Annotated in this window: 22 protein-coding genes and 2 pseudogenes; 9 read left to right on the top strand and 15 right to left on the bottom strand. The window is 42.7% G+C overall.

Translation table 11 applies throughout. The features are described from left to right. Positions 1-100 precede the first annotated feature (100 nt). Positions 101-1,282, top strand: a complete 1,182-nt coding sequence (locus tag O9334_RS07135; RefSeq protein WP_045356616.1) for a tetratricopeptide repeat protein — start codon at positions 101-103, stop codon at positions 1,280-1,282. Positions 1,283-1,359: 77 nt separating this feature from the next. Then, positions 1,360-3,237 carry an ATP-dependent zinc metalloprotease FtsH4 gene (ftsH4, locus tag O9334_RS07130; protein WP_287999737.1) on the top strand — a complete coding sequence of 626 codons (1,878 nt, stop codon included), beginning with the start codon at positions 1,360-1,362 and terminating at the stop codon, positions 3,235-3,237. 384 nt (positions 3,238-3,621) lie between these two features. On the opposite strand, the gene O9334_RS07125 is transcribed toward ftsH4, so the two are convergent. The 12 genes and pseudogenes from O9334_RS07125 to O9334_RS07075 all read right to left on the bottom strand — a co-directional run bounded on the left by O9334_RS07125 (position 3,622) and on the right by O9334_RS07075 (position 12,677). Then, positions 3,622-5,673: an FAD-dependent oxidoreductase gene (locus O9334_RS07125; protein WP_287999736.1), complete on the bottom strand. Its 2,052-nt coding sequence runs from the start codon at positions 5,671-5,673 to the stop codon at positions 3,622-3,624. Between the two features lie 244 nt (positions 5,674-5,917). Beyond that, complete coding sequence (locus tag O9334_RS07120) at positions 5,918-6,481, bottom strand: Uma2 family endonuclease (protein WP_287999735.1); 564 nt, start codon at positions 6,479-6,481, stop codon at positions 5,918-5,920. Positions 6,482-6,554: 73 nt separating this feature from the next. Continuing rightward, positions 6,555-8,081 (bottom strand): bifunctional aminoglycoside phosphotransferase/ATP-binding protein, encoded by a 1,527-nt coding sequence (locus tag O9334_RS07115; protein WP_287999734.1) that lies wholly within the window; start codon positions 8,079-8,081, stop codon positions 6,555-6,557. Positions 8,082-8,328: 247 nt separating this feature from the next. Then, positions 8,329-8,526: pseudogene (locus O9334_RS22830) on the bottom strand (hypothetical protein); the annotation flags it as partial. A gap of 159 nt (positions 8,527-8,685) precedes the next feature. Continuing rightward, positions 8,686-8,964 (bottom strand): YgiT-type zinc finger protein, encoded by a 279-nt coding sequence (locus tag O9334_RS07110; RefSeq protein WP_002755282.1) that lies wholly within the window; start codon positions 8,962-8,964, stop codon positions 8,686-8,688. Continuing rightward, on the bottom strand, positions 8,903-9,220 hold the full coding sequence (locus O9334_RS07105) for a DUF4258 domain-containing protein (protein WP_002779213.1): 318 nt from the start codon (positions 9,218-9,220) through the stop codon (positions 8,903-8,905). The genes O9334_RS07110 and O9334_RS07105 overlap by 62 nt, the downstream gene beginning before the upstream one ends. A 1-nt stretch (position 9,221) precedes the next feature. Next, complete coding sequence (locus tag O9334_RS07100) at positions 9,222-9,437, bottom strand: hypothetical protein (RefSeq protein WP_045356542.1); 216 nt, start codon at positions 9,435-9,437, stop codon at positions 9,222-9,224. 191 nt (positions 9,438-9,628) lie between these two features. Further along, the gene (locus O9334_RS07095; protein ID WP_045356544.1) at positions 9,629-9,880 is read right to left on the bottom strand and encodes a hypothetical protein; all 252 of its coding nucleotides are present in this window, start codon (positions 9,878-9,880) and stop codon (positions 9,629-9,631) included. 58 nt (positions 9,881-9,938) lie between these two features. After that, positions 9,939-10,391, bottom strand: a complete 453-nt coding sequence (locus tag O9334_RS07090; protein WP_080754219.1) for a PIN domain-containing protein — start codon at positions 10,389-10,391, stop codon at positions 9,939-9,941. Beyond that, positions 10,388-10,672 (bottom strand): annotated as a pseudogene (locus O9334_RS07085) (hypothetical protein). The gene O9334_RS07090 and the pseudogene O9334_RS07085 overlap by 4 nt, the downstream one beginning before the upstream one ends. A gap of 114 nt (positions 10,673-10,786) precedes the next feature. Further along, a complete protein-coding gene (locus tag O9334_RS07080; protein WP_287999733.1) occupies positions 10,787-11,560 on the bottom strand; it encodes a PEP-CTERM sorting domain-containing protein in 774 nt (257 codons plus the stop codon). 484 nt (positions 11,561-12,044) lie between these two features. After that, a complete protein-coding gene (locus tag O9334_RS07075; protein WP_287999732.1) occupies positions 12,045-12,677 on the bottom strand; it encodes an HAD-IB family phosphatase in 633 nt (210 codons plus the stop codon). Between the two features lie 86 nt (positions 12,678-12,763). On the opposite strand from O9334_RS07075, the gene O9334_RS07070 reads away from it, so the two are divergent. Together O9334_RS07070 and O9334_RS07065 are read left to right on the top strand one after the other, a co-directional pair. After that, positions 12,764-13,582 (top strand): carbon-nitrogen hydrolase family protein, encoded by an 819-nt coding sequence (locus O9334_RS07070; RefSeq protein WP_287768348.1) that lies wholly within the window; start codon positions 12,764-12,766, stop codon positions 13,580-13,582. 836 nt (positions 13,583-14,418) lie between these two features. After that, positions 14,419-15,039 (top strand): hypothetical protein, encoded by a 621-nt coding sequence (locus O9334_RS07065; protein ID WP_287669376.1) that lies wholly within the window; start codon positions 14,419-14,421, stop codon positions 15,037-15,039. A gap of 39 nt (positions 15,040-15,078) precedes the next feature. On the opposite strand, the gene O9334_RS07060 is transcribed toward O9334_RS07065, so the two are convergent. Beyond that, positions 15,079-15,213, bottom strand: coding sequence for a hypothetical protein (locus O9334_RS07060; protein ID WP_269453942.1), 135 nt, complete (start codon positions 15,211-15,213; stop codon positions 15,079-15,081). 94 nt (positions 15,214-15,307) lie between these two features. Here O9334_RS07060 and O9334_RS07055 point away from each other — a divergent pair, with 94 nt between their 5' ends. Beyond that, on the top strand, positions 15,308-15,769 hold the full coding sequence (locus O9334_RS07055) for a hypothetical protein (RefSeq protein ID WP_272103834.1): 462 nt from the start codon (positions 15,308-15,310) through the stop codon (positions 15,767-15,769). A gap of 18 nt (positions 15,770-15,787) precedes the next feature. Next, positions 15,788-15,994 carry a hypothetical protein gene (locus O9334_RS07050; RefSeq protein ID WP_016517055.1) on the top strand — a complete coding sequence of 69 codons (207 nt, stop codon included), beginning with the start codon at positions 15,788-15,790 and terminating at the stop codon, positions 15,992-15,994. Positions 15,995-16,278: 284 nt separating this feature from the next. Here O9334_RS07050 and O9334_RS07045 read toward each other — a convergent pair whose 3' ends face one another. Further along, entirely contained in the window at positions 16,279-17,496 is a 1,218-nt protein-coding gene (locus O9334_RS07045; protein WP_287999731.1) for a tRNA nucleotidyltransferase/poly(A) polymerase-related protein, read from the bottom strand. 94 nt (positions 17,497-17,590) lie between these two features. On the opposite strand from O9334_RS07045, the gene O9334_RS07040 reads away from it, so the two are divergent. The 3 genes from O9334_RS07040 (at position 17,591) to O9334_RS07030 (ending at position 18,601) form a co-directional block, all read left to right on the top strand. Next, positions 17,591-17,839, top strand: a complete 249-nt coding sequence (locus O9334_RS07040; protein ID WP_002795917.1) for a Ycf34 family protein — start codon at positions 17,591-17,593, stop codon at positions 17,837-17,839. 110 nt (positions 17,840-17,949) lie between these two features. Further along, positions 17,950-18,207: a hypothetical protein gene (locus O9334_RS07035; protein ID WP_002793765.1), complete on the top strand. Its 258-nt coding sequence runs from the start codon at positions 17,950-17,952 to the stop codon at positions 18,205-18,207. After that, complete coding sequence (locus O9334_RS07030) at positions 18,197-18,601, top strand: type II toxin-antitoxin system VapC family toxin (RefSeq protein ID WP_008207411.1); 405 nt, start codon at positions 18,197-18,199, stop codon at positions 18,599-18,601. Before O9334_RS07035 ends, O9334_RS07030 begins: the two co-directional genes overlap by 11 nt. Positions 18,602-18,620: 19 nt before the next feature. On the opposite strand, the gene O9334_RS07025 is transcribed toward O9334_RS07030, so the two are convergent. Continuing rightward, a partial coding sequence (locus tag O9334_RS07025; protein WP_353738118.1) for a type IIL restriction-modification enzyme MmeI occupies positions 18,621-19,698 on the bottom strand: 1,078 nt, incomplete at its 5' end.

The following is a 19,698-nucleotide window of genomic DNA, read 5'->3' as shown; positions in this document are numbered from 1 at the left end:
AAATCTCCCCAAACCCTAACCCCTATTCCCTGATAACTGATAACTGCTAGACTAATTGGGTTACGCTTGCAAGATTAATAAAACCAGTGTCGAGATTAGAATGCAGGGACTTTTAAGAAAACTTTGGCGCGCGATAGAAAACTTTTTTACCCGACTTTTGGGGGGACAAGGGGGAAAGGGGAAAGTACAAGCGATCGAATCTGTTCCCCTAACCGATACAGATTACGAATTTCTCTATATGCAGTTACTCGATGGAGTGGCCCACGGTTGGCACGAAGGCAGAATTCTGAGATTTTTTGAAAAACTGGGCGATCGAGGTCGGCAAAAAGATTGGGTAGAATGGTTAGAGCGCTTTGGGACCCGTCTGCAATCCTCCGCTTCCCTTAACCAACTTCTCGCCACCAGAATGATTCGTTTAGGAGAATTAGCCCGCGCTTTCCCCGGAATTGAACGTATTGGTGAAGCTTCCTACGAGATCGGTTATCAACTCTACACCAAAGAAACTGCCACTTTAATCTGGGAATACGCCGGCGAAGATGAGGACCCGGGCAGTTATACTGTTGCTACCCCAGAAAATCTCTTATATTCCAGTGAAACTAGCGATTTTAACGGTGCTGACCCAGAAAATCCCCAATTAGAAACCCTCACCCTCGATGAATTATTTAACCGTCTGCACAACGATCCTACCCTAGCGGGCCAAATGGCCGAACAATTAGGCATCGAAAATAAGGACGCAGAAAGCATTATTAATAGTCTGATCGCTCAATTTTCCTCCCAGGAGGGTAAAAACCCTGAAACTGCCGCAGATTGGTTTAATCAGGGCTTAGAACAGGCAAATTTAGGCAATTGGTCAAATGCGATCGCTGATTGGGAACAGGCCCTGAAGATCGATCCCCAATTAGCCTCGGCCTGGCATAATCGTGGTGGTGCCTTAGCCATGATTGGTAACTACGAAGAAGCTTTAAATAGTTATGATCGCGCCCTAGAAATCACCCCCAACGATCACCAAGTCATTAACGCTAGAGGCAGCGCCCTATACGGACTGCAACGTTGGCAAGAAGCCTTAGAATGTTGGCAACAGGTGCTAGAAGCGGACGATAATTTTTATCAAGCTTGGTACAATCGCGGCAGTACCCTAGAAAATTTAGGCGAAACCCAAGCAGCGATCGCCTGTTACCAAAAAGCTTTAGGGATTGCGCCGGATTTTGAGCTTGCCCAAACTCGTCTAGACGCTTTACTAGGGCAAAAACCGCCCGAAGACGACGGTAATCCCCCCGCCTGATTCAATCTGAACTTGAGCAGTCAACAGCCTACAATGGGGAAAGTATAGAGACTAATTTTAATGAATCAGGCCCAGCAATGAGTATAAAAAGCAAACCTCCTTCACAATCTCGCCTGATCGGTAATGTTTTATTAGCCGTAGGCGGCTTATTTCTGATTGTTAATCTCCTTTTTCCGCAATTATTTGGCCCTAGCGTCCCCAAAGTTCCCTACAGTCTTTTTATCGACCAAGTGGAAGATGGCAACGTCGCTAGGGTATCCGTGGGACAGAATGAGATTCGTTATCAGCTTAAAAACGACCAAGAGGGCAACTACGGACGAATTTTCAGCACTACACCGATTTTTGACCTAGAATTGCCCAAACGTCTAGAAGTTAAGGGCGTAGAATTCGCCGCCGCACCACCGCCAAAAAATGGCTGGATTGGTAGTGTTCTTAGTTGGGTGATTCCTCCCCTGATTTTTGTCGGTATTTGGCAATTTTTCCTCGCTCGCAGCGGTGGCGGTGGTCCAGCCGGGGCTTTATCGATTACCAAAAGTCGCGCTAAAGTCTATGTGGAAGGAGATACCACCAAAACCACTTTTGAAGATGTGGCCGGTGTGGAAGAAGCGAAAACCGAATTGGCCGAAATCGTCGAATTTCTCAAATATCCCCAACGTTACATTCAAATCGGGGCGCGGATTCCCAAGGGTGTCCTCCTAGTCGGTCCGCCGGGGACAGGAAAAACCCTGCTGGCAAAAGCAGTCGCGGGAGAAGCGGGAGTTCCTTTCTTTAGTATCTCAGGTTCGGAATTCGTGGAACTCTTTGTCGGTGCAGGTGCAGCCCGAGTGCGAGATCTGTTTGAACAGGCCAAGAAAAAAGCCCCCTGTATTATTTTTATCGATGAATTAGACGCGATCGGTAAATCTCGCGCTAACGGTAATTTTATGGGGGGTAACGATGAACGGGAACAGACTTTAAACCAATTATTGACGGAAATGGACGGTTTTAACGCTGGTGATGCGACGGTGATCGTGCTGGCCGCCACTAACCGCCCCGAAACTCTTGATACCGCCCTTTTACGCCCCGGCCGTTTTGATCGTCAAGTGTTAGTTGATCGCCCCGATCTGGCTGGACGCTTAAAAATCCTCGAAATCTACGCAGGTAAGGTAAAATTAGGATCGGGTGTGGATTTAAAACAGATTGCTACCCGTACCCCCGGTTTTGCCGGTGCTGACTTAGCTAATCTAGTCAATGAGGCCGCTTTATTGGCAGCCCGCAATCAACGCAGCACCGTCGCTCAAGAGGACTTTAATGAGGCAATCGAGCGGGTAGTGGCGGGTTTAGAGAAGAAAAGCCGGGTTCTCTCGGAAAAAGAGAAGAAAATCGTCGCTTATCACGAAGTTGGTCACGCTCTCGTCGGTGCAGTTATGCCGGGGGGTGGTAAAGTTGCTAAGATTTCGATCGTGCCTCGCGGCATGGCAGCCCTCGGTTATACCCTGCAAATGCCCACGGAAGACCGTTTCCTTATGGATGATACGGAATTACGCGACCAAATTGCTACTCTTTTAGGCGGTCGGGCCGCCGAAGAAATTATCTTCGGTAGTATTACTACTGGGGCCGCTAATGACCTGCAGCGGGCGACGGACTTGGCCGAACGTATGGTGACGACCTATGGTATGAGTAAGACCTTGGGTCCTCTAGCCTACGAAAAAGGTCAACAGAATAGTTTTCTGGGAGATGGCATGATGAATCCCCGGCGCTTGGTGAGCGATGATACGGCCAAAGCGATCGATAATGAAGTGAAAGAGATTGTCGAAAATGGTCATCAGCAGGCCCTGGATATCCTGGCTCAAAATCGCGATTTACTCGAAGAAATTGCCCAAGAAATCCTCAGTAAAGAGGTGATTGAAGGGGAACAATTGCAGACCCTGCTCGACCGCGTTAAACCCCTCGATCGAGAACCTGTTACTGTTTAGATTGATTTGATTTTTACCTTACCCCATCTTTGTTCAAGATGGGGTTTTTTCCTATTAGACCTCTTGTAAGTATCTAAGCACAATTAATTACACATCTAAGCCACTACTCCGTCAGACTTCTGATGTGAGGAAACAGTGAACTGAAAACTCAAATCCGATCCCTAATAGCTGTATCCCGTCTCCCGTCTCCCGTCTCCCGTCTCCTGACGACCGTCTCCTGACGACCGTCTCGACTAGGAAATTAATTTTGCACGACTACTTAATACTAAATTCTGCTTAAAAGGTATAGGAGGGTGGGGAGAAGGGAGAGGGGAGAATACTGACTCGGAGAATACTGACTCCCGACTCCTAACCCCACCAACAAACTTTTTCAGCAACCCCTAATTAATACCAATCATCCATCGACCGGAAAATTGAGGCATCGGGGAACATAGTTGGATTACCACTTGCGTCGATTTTTTTCCGTAATTCTCGCAATTGTTTATTGCCGATGAGAAAATCACTTTCTACTAATTGATAGGGCAGTACATTATTATCTAAAGCATACACTGCCGTGATGCCAGCAGCTACCCCGGAAGACCACTCGAAGGAATGGACACGATAGGCGGCCGCGGCAATATGACTGAGGGCGATACTTTTACCCGCTATCAGTAAATTATCGATTTTTTGGGGAATTATAGCCCTTAAAGGTATCTCGAAGGGATAAGCTTGCCCTTGTCCCTGTCTTTCTCCTGCTTTTTCTGTATTACCCGGTTTTTCGGGGGGATGTTCCGTCATGCAGGGATGAAAATCAATCGCATAGTGGCCGATACCGACGGAATCGGGGTAAATAGTCGATCGCTTGCGTTTAACGGCCTTATCGGGGGATAATGTGCCATCAAGTACGGAAAATCCCTCTAATCCTGCCAAGGTGGCAATTAAGCGCCGATATTCTGCCGGGGAAAGATTTTGACGATAGAAATCGCTTTGAAAATTTTGTCGGGAAATATCGATTTCTGTGACGGTAAAACCAGCGGGGAAAGTCAGGGAAGGACGACCGATAATCCGTCTTGCTTCCCGAATATAGGGATATTTTGACAAACCGTGGGCAGTACCCATGGGAGAATCAAAACCGGAGAGATAACGGTTATTCAAATGGGGAACTTTTACCCCGTCCCCTAACTGGGAATCGGTGGTTCCTTCTACTAACCAATAATAGTAGGAAATGGCGTGTTCTTCGCCCCTCGCGAGGGTTTCTGTGCGTAATCCTCCCATCCATCCCCCCGGAGATAACTGTCCTAGCTGTTGCAACTGTTCACGGGTGTAGATAAAGTTATCCTTCCCAGTCCCCGGACGATAATCATTTCCCCAAGTCCAATTCTGCATGGAAATATCCCCTGGAACTGGTTCGGTAAAAGTAATTCCCCCAAAGGTTTTCTCTTTACCCAGTTGCGGACTCCAAATACGACGATAGGTGAAAACGAGGTCAAAATCGGCTAATCGCGGCAATTCATAGCTAAAATAGGGGGCATAGCGTTCATAATAAACGGGTTTCTCGTGGGTTTGTGGCTTTTCTGTTTCCTCCATGGCAAAGGTATAGGTAAAGCCTTGGGTACAGTAGGGGTCGCCAGTGACGCTAGAGGAAGAAGGTTCGAGATAACTGCGCTTATCGACACCTAAACGGTAGGGAATATCTGATAATCCGATTATTTCCCCGGTTTCGGTCGCTTCAATCACATACCAATCTGCTAATTGATTCGGTTGGGAGGATTTGGGGACAAAACGGAGGATTTTCTTATCAAAACGGGGAGAATTTTCGTAGCGATAGATATCCTCCATTTTTTGCGATAAAAACTCGGTATTTAGGGGAGGAGTACCTTTTGCGGGACTATGTTGAATAGCAATTACACTGGTAATCTGTTGACCAGTACCGCGATTGGGTAAAGTTTCAATATTTAATTCTTTGACTACCGTGGAGGGAAACCATTTCAGGGTTCCTTTGCCTTTTTTGGCAGCGTCTTCTAACTGTTGAAATAATAATTTATGTCCATCAAAAGGCAAAAAACAAGACCCGCTTACCCAACATTCCCCGGGGTTGCGTTTCCCGTAATGCTTTCTAATTCTTTCCCTAAATTCTAGATAACCTTTCGGGAAAAATAATTTTTCTCTTTGTGTTCGTCTTTCATCTAATGCGGAGGTTCCCTGAGAAGATATCTGTCCCCCTACCCAGTCGGTAATCTCGGTTAAACAGACGGTTTTTCCTAATAATAAAGCTTCGTAGGCCGCACCGGCACCGGCTAAACCACCACCCACCACCAGAATATCACAGCCGACGGTTTGATCCGGTTCTCGCGGGGGGGCTGCTAGGGTGAGGGGAGTGAAAGCTTGCAGGAGAAATAATCCCAGAGAGAGGGATTTAAGAGGAGTAAAGTGATGATTGAAAATTTTAGGTGACATTATTGACAAATATCAATGTTGTGACTGAGAGTTTCCTCTTTCTTTGAAGAAGTAGCCAGAGAATCTGTTCCTGAAATCCTGATTCTTTTTTTTGGGCGATATTGAGAACTTTGTAGCTTGATGCTGGCTTTTGAGAGATTATACACCTTCAAGCTGACAATCGATCGCTTTTCTGGAAATGTTTTGACAGAATAGAGATATCCTGATTCTGTCTCATTCCCTTTGTTATTCCCTGTCATTCTTCCTAAGTTAAATGCAAAACAAACCCGGGTAAGACATCTTCCCCGGATAAAGTAGCAGGTAAATCAATAATTTCCACACCGCCATTTAGTCGGTAGATTTCCACCTGCTGCTGTTGAGGATTAATCAACCAACCCAAACGTAAACCACTGGCTAAATATTCGCGCATCTTGTCGCGTAAAGAGGTTAAAGAATCGCTACGAGAACGTAATTCAATCACAAAATCGGGACACAAAGGTGGGAACTTTTCTCGCTCTTCTGCGCTCAAAGCTTCCCATCTCTCCCGTTTTATCCAAGCAACATCAGGAGAACGATATCCTCCCTTTGGTAAACGAAAAATTGTCGAAGAACTAAACACCTCACCAAGTTGAGTTTGCTCGTTCCATACCCCCACTTTAACAATCAAATTAGCTTCTTGTTTACCGCTATTTCCACCCACGGGAGGCATAATTAATAATTCTCCTTTTTGATTACGTTCTAAATTCCATGTTTGATTAGCCTGACAGAGATGATAAAATTGTTCATCGGTCAGATTAACTGTCTCTAGATTTAACACTACAGTTTCCATCGCTTCTCCTTTTTGCTACTTTATCAACTATAACTTAATTATAAGAATGGCCCTATCGTTGATTCATCTCAAGCTATTTACCTAATTGACTCTCCAAAAATTCTGGCCAATCGGGATTAGTAGTGTCTAGGGAAATTAGATAGGGTTGTTCTTTTTCATTAAAAGGTTCTGTTTTCTCAATTTGGGCATTTAAAACCTCGATAGTAGCGTCAGAAATATCGCCTTTTCTAGCGGCAATCCGTTGTTTTAAAACTTCTATAGGTGCGTGACAATGGACAATATGAAAAGGAATCTGTAAATTTTGGGCATAGGTTAATAAAGGTTCTCGCCAAGCATATTTATCGTAGCGTGCATCGAGAATAACTGGATAACCTAAAGCTATTAAAAGTTCCGCTAATTCTGCCAGTCTAGCGAAGGTTTTTTGACTCATTTCGAGACTATATATGTCTAGACTTCCCGTTTGATTTAAGTCAATTCCAGCCAAATGTTTGCGAACTGCATCGGAACGAATCTGAATAGCATTAAGATTTTTAGCAATTACTTTCCCTATGGTACTCTTACCCGATCCAGAAAATCCCGACATCAGAATTAATCTCGGTTTCTGCGGTTGTGTGTACTGCCAAGCTAATTGATAATAATCTTGTGCATCTGCTTTAATTTTCTCGTAAAAACTGTCACCATCAAGCAAAAAACTATTGACTTTTGCCCTCACATACGCTTGTCTGGTCAGGTAGAGAGGCAAGACTTTTAAACCCTCCCAGTCGGCGGTTTGTTCTAAATAAGTATTCACAAATAAATTAGCGAAATCTTCTCTCCCCCTAGCGGTTAAATCCATGACTGTAAAAGCAATATCGTACATGACATCAACGAAGCGAAAAGATTCATTAAATTCTATGCGATCAAATAATTGTATTTCTCCCTGCCACTGACAGATATTATTTAAATGTAAGTCGCCGTGACATTCACGAATCATCCCTTTTATTTGTCTTTCCTCTAACCAATCTCCGTGTTCTGCGAAGAATTTATCTGTATAAGCTTTCGTTTCATCGTATTGTTTTTGGGTTTGGACAAGATTAATATATTTCTCGGTTTGTTGGTAGTTTTCATCAAAAGCTTGTTTAATAACTTCTAAATTGCCAAATTGAGTAATATAGGAATTAGTCACAGCTTGCCGATGAAATTGTGCCACTTTTTCAGCCAAAGACTCTATAGCTTTTTCCGTTATTTCTCCCCGTTCAAAAATTTTACTCAGTAAACATTCTTGGGGAAACTGATTCATTTTTAAAACGTATTCGATCGCTTTCCCTTCTCCATTTAAACTTATGCTACCCCGTTCCTCATTAATTGACAAAACTTCCAGATAGATATTGGCGGCAACTCTTTTATTTAAGTCTAGTTCCTGTTCTAGATAATATTTTCTCTTTTCTAAAGTGGAGAAATCCAAAAAATTATAATTAACTGGTTTCTTGACTTTATAGGCATAATCTCCTGTCAAGAAGATAATTGAAGCATGGGTTTGGATAATTTCAACGGGAATTTTGACAGAATGAGGATAAAAGTCGGGATTTTTTAATTCTTCGATTAATCGTTTGCTATCCATAGGGAGAACTCCTCTGGGGTACATCTCATTTTTGATATTGACTAAGTTGGGATTTTTTAAAGGAACCCCTCGGTTAAAATTGGGCTTTGCTTCTGATTATTTTATCACCCAATCCCAGCCCTTGAGGGTTTCTACTCCCCAAACCCCCTTAGGGAGGACAGGAGCTTGCTACCCCCGCGCAGCTAAATCTCCACCAATCCCCCCTTGCCTGATCTCAACAAGCAATTTAAATTTGCGGGCAGCTTATTCACCAAGTTACTCCCTTTAATTCAGCCGGAAATAAAGGACGCTCAGATAAACGATCTTGATCGAGTGCTTCGATTAAATATTCACCGGTTTCTTGTTGTTCCTGTTCATCTTCTTCATCAATCCAAGATTGAAGTAAATTAACCAGTTTAGTCTGTTTTTTTTGTTCTAAAATAGTATCTTTAAGTAGCTTGAGGATGTTAAATTAAGAGTTAGTGGCATGGGCTTGACTTGAATTAATTTATCGTGTCTTTAACTATTATAACCCAAAAAAGCGATCGCACTCTACAAATATAGCGCAATCGCCCCTAATTTAAGACTTCAATTGTTGCTCGATTTGCCAGTTTTCTATTAAACACTAACTAGCAAAGTCAAATACTGGTGTTTCAATTACCCGTTTTGGTCGCTTATTTTCCCAGATAATTTCCTGCAAGCGTTCGACAGTTTCTGGTGCAAAAAAACGCTCTCCCGTTTCTACACAGACTCTAGCGGGGACATTTTCTATAATAAAAAAATTGCCATTGATTTCAAGGGTATAGGTAACTTCTTGTTCAATTAAGGTTTCTTGTCTAGAATTAGTTGACATCTGGTGTTCTCCTTGATTTAAAATCAATCCATAAATTTGGATCGGGTTCATATAGGGTAATAATTTTGAGCAAAGGGCGAGAGGGATAGCTACAATGAATGTGTAAGGCTCTATTAATTAGAGTAAATCCCAAAAGTAAACAGCTTGCACCATACTTATCAGCCGGATAATCTTCAATAATTTCGCTTTGTTCCATCGCCTCCCGTAATTCTTGAACACTGATCTGACGCAGGATACTTTGATTGACAGCGTGTTGAGAAAATTCAAATTGGTTTTGTCTAACTTTTTGACGAATTTCCTCAATCATTTCAGTGATAGCCGCCTTTACTTTGAGCGTAAATATCCGTCGCTGTCATTTCACCAAATAACTGATCTTTAGTTTCTAAATAATTTAGAGGTTGGGATGCTGTTTCTCTTAGAAAGAAAGCCGCTTTAGCAATTCCCAATCTCTCTACAAGAGCTTTAACTCCCTCTTTGCTAATTTCCTTAATCTCAGGAATAGTCAAATCTGTTTTAACTTTCATAGTAATTTTCCTCAATTCAAGCGTCGAAATAGATTTTCAATTTTGCTTCATTCATCCACACTCCTACCATCATAACACAAAAAGCGATCGCCCTCTACAAATATAGCGTGATCGCATCTAATTCGAGACTATAGCTTTATTCGCCATTCCCTTCGCTTTCTCATAAATACTCAATCCCGCCCCGCATTTCGTCAGGACTCAGCCTTCATGTTAGCCTGTACTGTAGAAGCAAGAGTTTTGTTATCTCGCATTACTCTGATCAACAATCTTAATGCTTCGTTAACCGCATCAGCAGTGGGAAACATTTCTGCGACATCAGGCTCCAAGCGCACAGTGACTCCACCAAAGCTTTTTCTTCCAGAGCCTAACTTTCTAACTCGGAGGTGCTTCAAGTCATACTCTGTCCGTAAATCATCTTCCATTTCTGGCTCATCCCTCTTCATAAGCTTCTCGTTCGGTTTGCGTCACTTCCCTTGCAATAAAGTTCCTCTGAGAAAGATGTCAATCAAAACTAATATTTTGCCATAAATCTGCTCTGACAAATTTGGATAAATGACCTACATTTGTTGTTGCAATTATCGGATTTTTCACAGATAACGTGACAGCTTGTGCAATTAAAATCATATCACCATCAATTGTTTTATCTCCTGCTGTGGGTTGTCCTTGTTGGCGTGCCTGCGCCCAAAATAAAGCAGCTTTTCGCATTGCATCCGTTGTAATGGCTAGGTATTCTATTAAGTTAGCTAACTCATCCAGTCGCTTAATTCCTTTAATCTTGTTAGCGCGTAACAACTCTCGACGCACCTCATAATCAGCAATTTCTGGAAGAATAACCCTAATACCTGCTTTAATTAGTGTTTGTAGCCAAAAATTACAAGCTAGACTTTCAGGCGATCGCTTAGGATTAGTAATTAAACCGATAATTCCCGTATCTAATAAAACTACTCTATTCACCAAGTTACTCCCTTTAATTCAGCCGGAAATAAAGGACGCTCAGATAAGCGATCTTGTTCGAGTTTTTCTATTAAATATTCGCCAGTTTCTTTTTGTTATTGTTCATCTTTTTCATCAATCCAAGACTGAGGTAAATTAACCAGTTTAGTCTGTTTTTCTTGTTCTAAAATAGTATCCTTGAGCAACTTTAGGACATAAGCTTCTAGAGAAAGACCTTTCTCCCTCGCTTTTTGGCTGAGATATTGTTCGATTTCCGATGTTAAATTAAGAGTTAGTGGCATGGGCTTGACTTGAATTAATTTATCGTGTCTTTAATTATTATAACCCCAAAAAGCGATCGCACTCTATTGATAGAGCGCGATCGCTGCTAATTTAAGGCTAGATTGACCAGTTTTTTATTTTAATTTGCGCTTCCAGGCTGCACCCGCACCTAAAGCACCAATGGCGAGTAAACCCAAGACTGAAGCAGGTTCGGGAACAGGAGTAGCTAGAGGAGTAAAATCAATACTGACATTATCGACTCCTTGATTAAAAAAGAACTGGTTGTCAACTTCTGCAAATCGGAGAATGTAGCTCCCGCCTGCTCCTACCAAGCTGGTAATGTCAAAACTATAAGAAGTATAAGGGTTAGGATTGGAAGCAAAGGGATCGTTTCCTAAATAGAAATTACCGACGATATCCGCAGGATTGGTTGAGAAGGGGTTGGCCCCAGCAACTAGGATATCCACCCGTGCGTGTTGGTTGGGAATACTGGTGTAGTCTAGTCCAGATGGATTGACGATAGGTCCAAGTCCACTCCAATCATTGACGAACATATCGTAAGACAAAATTACCGATGAGGCAGCTCCAGGAACGATAAAAGTCTGGGTTAGCGCATAGGCTCCCGGACCGTCTTGGTCAGACACTGCATAGAAAGAGCCACTGGCTGGACCAACAGTTGCTTGACCACTGAAAGGCGTGGAGCCGTTAGCATCATCAATAAAGAAACCACTCGTCGAGTTACTCCCAGGTTGTATTGAGACATTCCAACCCGTAAAACCTGTTTCAAAGCCGCCGTTGGTAATCAATTCAGCGGCATGGGCGGTTCCCGTAGTCAGTATCCCCAAAGTTACAAAGACAGTACCGGCTGCTACTCTGGAGCAATTTTTAAGCACAGTCGAAGTTTTCATATCCAGAAATTTTCCTCAAAACAAACAAACAAACAAATGTTCTGACTGACCTTTAAAGGAGAAAATCTCAAATTAAGCGACATTGGCAAGGGAGAAAAATTGGTTTTTTCAAAATTGCCAATCACTAAATTTTAAGTTAGTTCCTCTAATGACAAAACAGAGCCATAACGGGATTCTACCCCCCCCCCGATTTGGTTCTGTCTTGTCAACAAAAATTGAGATTTTGCAATATCTAACAACACAAATTTACAAAATTTTATAATTATTGTTACCCTTAAGAGTAGGGTAGTAAATCTCAATTTGGTCGAAATATCTATATTACAGGGCGCACGCAGTTCGATAAACTCACTGACCACAGTGCGCTCCTACCATTGGCGCAATAATATTATTGTAGGGGCGAATTGCATTCGCCCTCTTTGATCCCCCCTTAATCCAAGAAGGGTATCTGACAATTTTTAACCCCTACCTAATTAACAGCCAATCCCTAATCTCTCAATAACAGATATTCGCGAATCTCAAAAAAGTTATCCCAAGGAATATAGGGTTGATTTTCCGCTTGCAGATAATCGATTAAACGATCCCTAGCAAAAACTAGATCGGCCCTTCTAGCCATGGTAATATCGGTAACAGAATCACCGATCGCAATAGTTTCTACTCCTGAATATTTGGCCATAATCAAGGCTTTAGCCACTAATTCCGTCTCATTTTCCCAATCGGAATGAACTTGCAGATATTCCCCTTGAGTATGAAGATTGACCCCATAAATTGCCGTCACTTTATCTAATAGTCCCTCCCGTTTTAAGACCGTTTCAATCATGGCTTGGATACCACCGGAGATAATAATAAAAGGGATGGATTGCTCCTGTAAAAAAGCGAGAAATTCAGCTAATCCAGGGCGAATTGGCTTGCTTTCGGCATAGGCGATAATATCGGCGTATTTTTGGCTCGGTATCGACTCTAGCAGTTGACGGACACCCCGGCGCAGACTGAGAGTGCGAGCGTACATTTGGGGCATAATTTGGGCCGATAAATGGGGGGCGAATTCTTTGAGCATACCCGCAAAGGTTTCCACGGCGGTGATAGTGCCATCAAAGTCACAGAAAACAATTTTACTCATGGGGTGACAAAATATCTGAAATTGGATATAATCGAAGGTTATGATTAATTTTACAGAGATTATCCGACTCTAGAGCTTCAACCCCCATGAAATCCTATCTCGCCGCCGCCATTCAAATGACCAGTCAGCCGGATTTAGAGAAAAATCTCGCTGCCGCTGAAGAGTTGATCGAACTTGCTGTGGGTAAAGGGGCGGAATTAATCGGTTTACCAGAAAATTTCGCCTTTATGGGGGCAGAAAGCGATAAAATCGCCCAGGCCGAGACTATTGCTCGAAAAGCCGATAAATTCCTCCGCACCATGGCCCAACGGTTTCAAGTGACCATTTTAGGGGGTGGTTTTCCCGTGCCGGTGACGGGTATTCCCGATAAGGCTTATAATACGGCTATTTTAGTTGATGGCAACGGTGCGGAATTAGCCCGTTATCAAAAAGTCCATCTCTTTGATGTCAATGTCCCGGATGGTAACACCTATCAGGAATCGAGTACAGTCATGGCAGGGATCGATTTACCGCCGATTTATGGCTCCGATAGCTTGGGCAAAATTGGCCTCTCGATTTGCTATGATGTGCGTTTTCCCGAACTCTATCGCTATTTATCGCGGCAAGGAGCCGATGTTTTATTTGTACCTGCGGCGTTTACGGCTTTTACAGGGAAAGATCATTGGAAAGTTTTGTTACAAGCGCGAGCGATCGAGAATACTTGTTATATAATAGCTCCTGCTCAAACGGGCAATAATTACGAACGCCGTTACACCCACGGTCACGCTATGATTATCGATCCTTGGGGTGTGGTTTTAGCCGACGCGGGGGAAGAAGCGGGGGTGGCAATTGCCGAAATTAATCCCCAACGTCTGCAACAGGTGCGACGACAAATGCCTTCCCTACAGCATCGTGTTTTTGTTTAAAATTCGATTCGACAATTTTTTCGATAAAAACGCCTAATTTTGAGATTTAACTCGGTTTTTTCGCGTAACGTTGCTCCCTGATAACAAGGGCCGAATCCAAAACCTAATTAGGGTTTGCTGAAAAAGTTTTTCGTGGGGGTAGGAGTCAGGAGTCAGGAGTCAGGAGTCGGTCGTTTCAGGCTTTGTTGCCCTCTTTTTTTGTGCCAGTTTTGTACTACGAGGAGAATAATGCAAGGTTTTTGAATGTCCCAATCCTATTTTCCTGCACTAACATCAGATTTTAACAGGTCAAAAGCCTTATTTTCAAAGGGTTTTACCATTATTCAGCAAGTCCTAATTAGTTAAGCTAAAAGCTTTGATGTACTGAGTTTCTAACCTTCTTTGCCAGATTCTCAGGGTAAGCTCATCTAATAAGGATGTAGTCGATTTATGCCACCCGATCAAACCATACCAAGTAACGAAGAACTAGGTAAAAATATCCGTAAACTTTATTAACAATCTTCCTTGAAAATGTCTTGACTATCGCACCCCGAATCAGGGATCATATTAAGATGTAGCGTTTCTCGTCAAGGTGAATTGTAATAAACCTTGCCGAAGTAAGAATTCTCAGTTGCGAAAACATACCTCATATATCCGAGAAACGCTGTAGAGCAGACAGGGATGCAATTCAGACTTGAATTGGCGAAATTCAAGTCTTGACTCTATTTATTGTCACCTTCAGTCCAAAAATACTCTGATGGTTGGACAAATATGCTCTCTGGACTTGTTCTAAGAAGATTCCGGGCTAAATGAGAAATAATCCCATTTAGCTTCTCTAGACCGTTAAGGAGAAACCGATGTCATCTTATACCACAGAATCAGAAAAAATTGATTTTCCTAAAACCCTAGATATAGCCACCGTTTGCGTCTATGGGCTAGGAATCCTCTCGGCGGGCCTATTTTTATTTCTGCCCTTCGTCAACCTGCTGCATCCGAGTCCGTGGCAGCGATGGCTAGGCACAATTCACGGTTTTGGTTCCCTATTAGCCCTAGTCGTGATTGTTTACGCTGGTCATCTCGCTTTTCCCCTGCTCAGAGGTTCTGGCAAAATTTTGCAGCAAATGCGAACCCTCACCTTCTGGTCCACCGTCCTCGCTTTTTTGGCGATCGCCACTGGCAATTTAGCCTATATGCGCTATCGGGCCGGTTTAGAGTTTGGCGGTGCGCGGGCATGGCTAAAGGAAAATTCGCCCCTCGGTCAATACGTCCTCATGGAATACCACGAATTCAGCGTCCTTTTTACCCTACCCCTAGGCGTGGCCTGCACTTGGATTCTCTGGAAATACGGCGACTCAATCCTAGACAAAGCTAATCGACCGGTGTTAACGGTCACTTGCATTGCCCTGATGGCGATGATGTTTTTTGCCATGGGTGGACTCGTTAGCGGCCTCGGTGTTGCCAAAATTCACGCCCTGTAAACCCTTATTTAGCTACTTTACCTCAAAAGTGAACAAAATTCAACTTTTGCTCGTTTTAGCTACGGTTTTCGGGTTATCTATCGCCGCTCCCGTCCTAGGGGGTGTAAACTTAGCCCCGATGGTACGGATAGGAAGGCGGCCAGCATTAGCAACCAAAGTCAAATCGTCGGTCATTTCCCTACTGCTGGTAATACGGTTGGGGACTTTTAGCGGTGGGACTTTTCGGTTTTAGACACTTACGAACTCTGAAAAAATAGGAACAAATCTGATGACTCAACGTTACGTCGATAGTCCTTGGTATGGAAAAATCTGGGCTTTTTTAAAACAATTTCCCCAAGGTTTAGCCGAAGGTGCCAAACGTTCCCCCGCCACTTCTGGCCCAGCAGCGGCGGCGATTATTAGTGCTGGTATTGGCTGTTTTTTAATGATGGTTGCTCACCATTTTTCCGATGCAGACCATTCAAAAACCGTAGAAACTTTTCTTTGGAATTTGGGTAGTTGGATACCTGGCAGTAAAAATCCTAGCAAAATGTGGGGCAATATCGGCAGTTATACCGGCAAAGAAACGATGTTATTAATTGGCTGGTTGATCAGTTGGCCGATACTGCATTATCTTTGGAAAGATCGCCAGATAAAAGCTAAGACCATTCTCTTTTGGTTTTTTGCCCTCATGATTGCCGCCACGGCCATGTCATGGCATCCACTATTTCCCTATTTACCTTTAACTTAAAGCCTAAGAGGTGACAAAATGAACGCTCAAGTTAGAAAGTTTTCCTCGCGTAAAATGCACGATATCGTCTGGATATTAGTGGGACTTTTTGGTTTATTTGCCATTACTTTTCCCCTGGCTATGTGGCGAGTGAGCAATATGGAAAAGTTTCAAGGTTCTCATGTGAAATCTTTAGTTGTAGAAGGAGAAAACGCTCCCCAATCTTCACAGCTTAAAACTAAATAAATCTCAGTTGTGGATAATCTGAGTTTTGGATAAGTCGAAACCCCGAGACTCAATCGGAATCTAAAACTCTGATTAACAGACAAAACTCTCCAAACTGTGAACAATTGCTAAGTAGGTAGGCGTTAAAAGTTGTCAGATGCCGCCCTTATTAAGGGGGGATTAAGGGGGGATCGGCACCCCCCTTATCAAGGGTAGATCCCCCCGCCTATCGGCACCCCCCTTATCAAGGGGGGCAGGGGGGATCGAACCTAAAATCCATTTTTAATTTAATTATAACCAACCACTTATAACAACTTTTTAGCAAAATCGATCGCTTCCTGAAAAACTGTCACTTTGCCCTCAATTTGGGCAATTTGTACCTCGGTTAATAACTTACCGATAATCGGACTAGGTTTCAGGTGTAAATGGTTAATTAAATCATCGCCCCTTAATAAAGGTCGGGGATGGGCGATAATATTATCGGGATCGAGATAGGAAGTCAACAGAGAAGCGACGATATTTTTGTTAATCCCCATTGATAAAGCAAAAAGGGCAAAGACAGGAAATACTTTTCCCGTATTTAGATAAATAAAATACTGTTCCCGCAGACTTAAATTATCTGGCTCCTTGAGGGGAGGTAAACACTTAATCACCGTGATTACCGTGCGAATTTCCCCCCTGGAATACTTGAGATCGATTAACTCTTTTTCTGCTTCTGCCAAAATATCCGATACCAATAGGGCCAATTTTGTCAACTGTAACTGAGAAGGGGAAAAGATAAATTTTTCCGGTAACAAAGATTCTAAAAATCCCGCTGCCGCTTCCACCCCCATAACTCGCTCCATTTTTGCGGGGGTAATCCGACGCAACCAGAGAGATAATAAGCCATCTTCCCAGGCACTTTTTAGCCATTTATTGCCACGGGAATTGAGCAAAAGGTAATTCAACTCGGATTGTACCCTTTCGGCGGCTACACGGTGCAATAAAGGGGCAAGAGAACGAATAGTTGCACGGGTATGGGGTTCGATCTCAAAGTCCAATTGAGCCGCTTGTCGATAGGCCCTTAATAATCTTAGGGGATCATCTTGAAGATTTTCGGGGGAAATCATCCGCAGGGATTGGCAGCCTAAATCTTTTAATCCCCCTAAAGGATCGAAAATTTCTTGGGTGTGGAGATTATAAGCGAGAGCATTAACGGTGAAATCCCGTCTTTTTAGGTCTATTTCTAGAGATTCGCCCTCCTGTTGCGCGAAATCAAGAGTACCCTGGGGAAAAACGACGCGAGCAATTTGACGAACGGCATCTAAAACCACAAAACCCGCTTTATAATGATGGGCAATAGTTTGGGCAATTTCGATCGCTTTTTCGGGAACCACAAAATCTAGGTCAATATAGTCTTTCTGACGGTTTAATAAAGCGTCTCGCACAGCACCACCGACTAAATAAGCATTTTCTGGCAATTCTTGCCGATTAATCGCAAAAACTTCTTTAACTAAACTATCTAGGTTTTTTTGACAAGACATCGAGAAGATAAATTTACAAAAATATAATTTTGACCGGCCCCATTTGGGGAGAGACTGAGCTAGATTAACGGAAAAGACTTATAGAGTTAAACCTATGTGTATTTGTATTAACTGCTATTTTGTTGATCGCTGTCTCACCTATCATGCCGTAGAAACACAACATCAGGAACGTCATCTCACCGAGACACCGGACTTTGAAGCGAAGAACCCTTCTATTAACGTTAACATTCGCACCAAGGAAGATTATATCGAAATGGAGTGGGATGTGGTGGGTTGTGAAAGCTTTTTACGCGAAACTGGTAAATGGTCTAGTTTGCGGCCAGGTGAACCAGTTCCCACCTAAAACACCTGAACTACCCATACATATCTACTACAAGAGCCGAAAGTTAATCCACAAATATGTCTTGGACAGCCAACGATTCGAGGAATGGGTAATTTAAGAGCGAGGTATTTATGGATAAAGAAGAAGAACTACTTGAACAATGGCGAGAATTGACCCCGGAAAAGCAACAAAAAGTTTGGCAATTTGTTCAAATACTTAAATCTGAGTCACAAACAACACCAGAAGCTAAATTTATTCCCCAAACACCATTAAGCAAAAAGTTATGGGAAATCCGACATCGGGCGATCGCAGCTGGATTGCAACTGCTCAATGAAGAGGAAATAGAACAAGAACTTGCTGCACGTCGAGGAGGGTGCAGTGAGTCATAGGAAAGCCTACATAGACTCTGGCGTACTGATTACTGCTTTCCAAGGCATCCAATCAGCCAGTATCAAAGCCTATCAAATTCTCAACGATGAAAATCGGGAGTTTGCCTCCAGTCGATTTGTTCAGTTAGAAGTATTGCCTAAAGCAACTTTTAACAAGCAACAAGAAGAAATAGAATTTTACGAAACATTTTTTCTGGCTGTTAATTACTGGGCAACTGACTTAGAAAAAATTATACAGAATGCTCATGAAATTGCTGGCACTTACGGTTTAGCGGCGATGGATGCACTTCATGTTGCTGCTGCGCTGCAAATTCAAGCTGATGAACTAATCACCACCGAAAAGCCAACCAAACCAATGCACCGAGTCAGGGAAATTCAGATTGTTTCAATCTAATGTAAGGCTTTGGAGTAATCTAAGAGTAAGGAGACCAGGGACCGATGACGGTTTCTCCTCGCTTCTCTTTCTCTGCTAATTCGAGGTTTAAGGTTAATAGTTTCTCTAAAATATCTTCGTCAGCTTGGAAGTGATATGCTTCCATTACTAGCTTGTCTAATTTCTGATGGAGTTGAAAAAGTTGGCTACTGGGTTCGTTAAAGAATTGGTTATATAGTTTGGTGATTCCCCATTGTTTTTTCTCCATCTGTTGGCTGCGGTATTCGTGTAATTCCCCGGCGGTTTGACGGATTTTTTCGACAAGTTCCTGTGAAGGTTTCTGGGGAAAAGGGAAGGTTTCAAAACAGGTTGTATTAGTATAGCGAGTTCTGTCTTCAAGAGTTGAACTTTGAGCTTTTACCCAGAGGCGATGAATCTTAGATGTCAGGATACCGAGAATGTAGAAATCATCGGAGGCAAGAACAATATTTAAATCTCCAGGAAGCCAGTCAAGAGGTGCTGGAATAAAAACCGCCCATTTAGAGACTCGTGGGACAGTAAAATAAAACGATTTTTTAACAATATATTCTCTCATTATTGAAGCATTCGATCCCATCTTCCACCAATTCTCTCTTCTGACTTTCATCCGATTTATCTCTCTTTCTGGCTTAACATTTACTTTAATATGCTCGAAAGGTAGTGTATATTCACTAGCATCCTCTAAACTCATATCATTAAAATCAATAATCCAGCGTTCTGGCTTACCGTGAGGATTTTGGGCTAGATTTGCTCCCATTGAAAACAACTTAAGGACATTCCTATTTTTAGAATCTTGTTTAATCCATTCATCAACTTGTTTTTCACTAACTAGAAAACCTTTACCAACAGGAATCACTCCTTGAAAACATTGATTAAGATTAGCTTTTAATCGCGGAGATTTAGAGACATCTACAGTCGCTTTTAAAGAAGAATTAATTTGAGAAACTTGATGATTATCTAAATAATAACTTACTGGTTCAACTTTACTCCAATTGACAATACTAACATGAACATTAGCCTCACCAGACCAAGGCTGAGTAGAAATCGCCTCATGAATGTGTCCACCATTGTGAGTAATA

The organism is Microcystis sp. LE19-8.1F, from assembly GCF_027531715.1.
In the GTDB taxonomy this organism is placed as follows: domain Bacteria; phylum Cyanobacteriota; class Cyanobacteriia; order Cyanobacteriales; family Microcystaceae; genus Microcystis; species Microcystis wesenbergii_A.
This window is presented reverse-complemented; position numbering and strand designations above follow the sequence as displayed.

Coding starts and splice junctions, on each gene's coding strand:
- O9334_RS07060 (WP_269453942.1), bottom strand. CDS start 15,213: ATGACCGACGATTTGACTTTGGTTGCTAATGCTGGCCGCCTTCCTATC.
- O9334_RS07110 (WP_002755282.1), bottom strand. CDS start 8,964: ATGAACCCGATCCAAATTTATGGATTGATTTTAAATCAAGGAGAACAC.
- O9334_RS07035 (WP_002793765.1), top strand. CDS start 17,950: ATGGATAAAGAAGAAGAACTACTTGAACAATGGCGAGAATTGACCCCG.
- O9334_RS07055 (WP_272103834.1), top strand. CDS start 15,308: ATGACTCAACGTTACGTCGATAGTCCTTGGTATGGAAAAATCTGGGCT.
- O9334_RS07105 (WP_002779213.1), bottom strand. CDS start 9,220: ATGATTGAGGAAATTCGTCAAAAAGTTAGACAAAACCAATTTGAATTT.
- O9334_RS07075 (WP_287999732.1), bottom strand. CDS start 12,677: ATGAGTAAAATTGTTTTCTGTGACTTTGATGGCACTATCACCGCCGTG.
- O9334_RS07050 (WP_016517055.1), top strand. CDS start 15,788: ATGAACGCTCAAGTTAGAAAGTTTTCCTCGCGTAAAATGCACGATATC.
- O9334_RS07080 (WP_287999733.1), bottom strand. CDS start 11,560: ATGAAAACTTCGACTGTGCTTAAAAATTGCTCCAGAGTAGCAGCCGGT.
- O9334_RS07095 (WP_045356544.1), bottom strand. CDS start 9,880: ATGAAGAGGGATGAGCCAGAAATGGAAGATGATTTACGGACAGAGTAT.
- O9334_RS07070 (WP_287768348.1), top strand. CDS start 12,764: ATGAAATCCTATCTCGCCGCCGCCATTCAAATGACCAGTCAGCCGGAT.
- ftsH4 (WP_287999737.1), top strand. CDS start 1,360: ATGAGTATAAAAAGCAAACCTCCTTCACAATCTCGCCTGATCGGTAAT.
- O9334_RS07040 (WP_002795917.1), top strand. CDS start 17,591: ATGTGTATTTGTATTAACTGCTATTTTGTTGATCGCTGTCTCACCTAT.
- O9334_RS07120 (WP_287999735.1), bottom strand. CDS start 6,481: ATGGAAACTGTAGTGTTAAATCTAGAGACAGTTAATCTGACCGATGAA.
- O9334_RS07100 (WP_045356542.1), bottom strand. CDS start 9,437: ATGAAAGTTAAAACAGATTTGACTATTCCTGAGATTAAGGAAATTAGC.
- O9334_RS07125 (WP_287999736.1), bottom strand. CDS start 5,673: ATGTCACCTAAAATTTTCAATCATCACTTTACTCCTCTTAAATCCCTC.
- O9334_RS07045 (WP_287999731.1), bottom strand. CDS start 17,496: ATGTCTTGTCAAAAAAACCTAGATAGTTTAGTTAAAGAAGTTTTTGCG.
- O9334_RS07065 (WP_287669376.1), top strand. CDS start 14,419: ATGTCATCTTATACCACAGAATCAGAAAAAATTGATTTTCCTAAAACC.
- O9334_RS07135 (WP_045356616.1), top strand. CDS start 101: ATGCAGGGACTTTTAAGAAAACTTTGGCGCGCGATAGAAAACTTTTTT.
- O9334_RS07115 (WP_287999734.1), bottom strand. CDS start 8,081: ATGGATAGCAAACGATTAATCGAAGAATTAAAAAATCCCGACTTTTAT.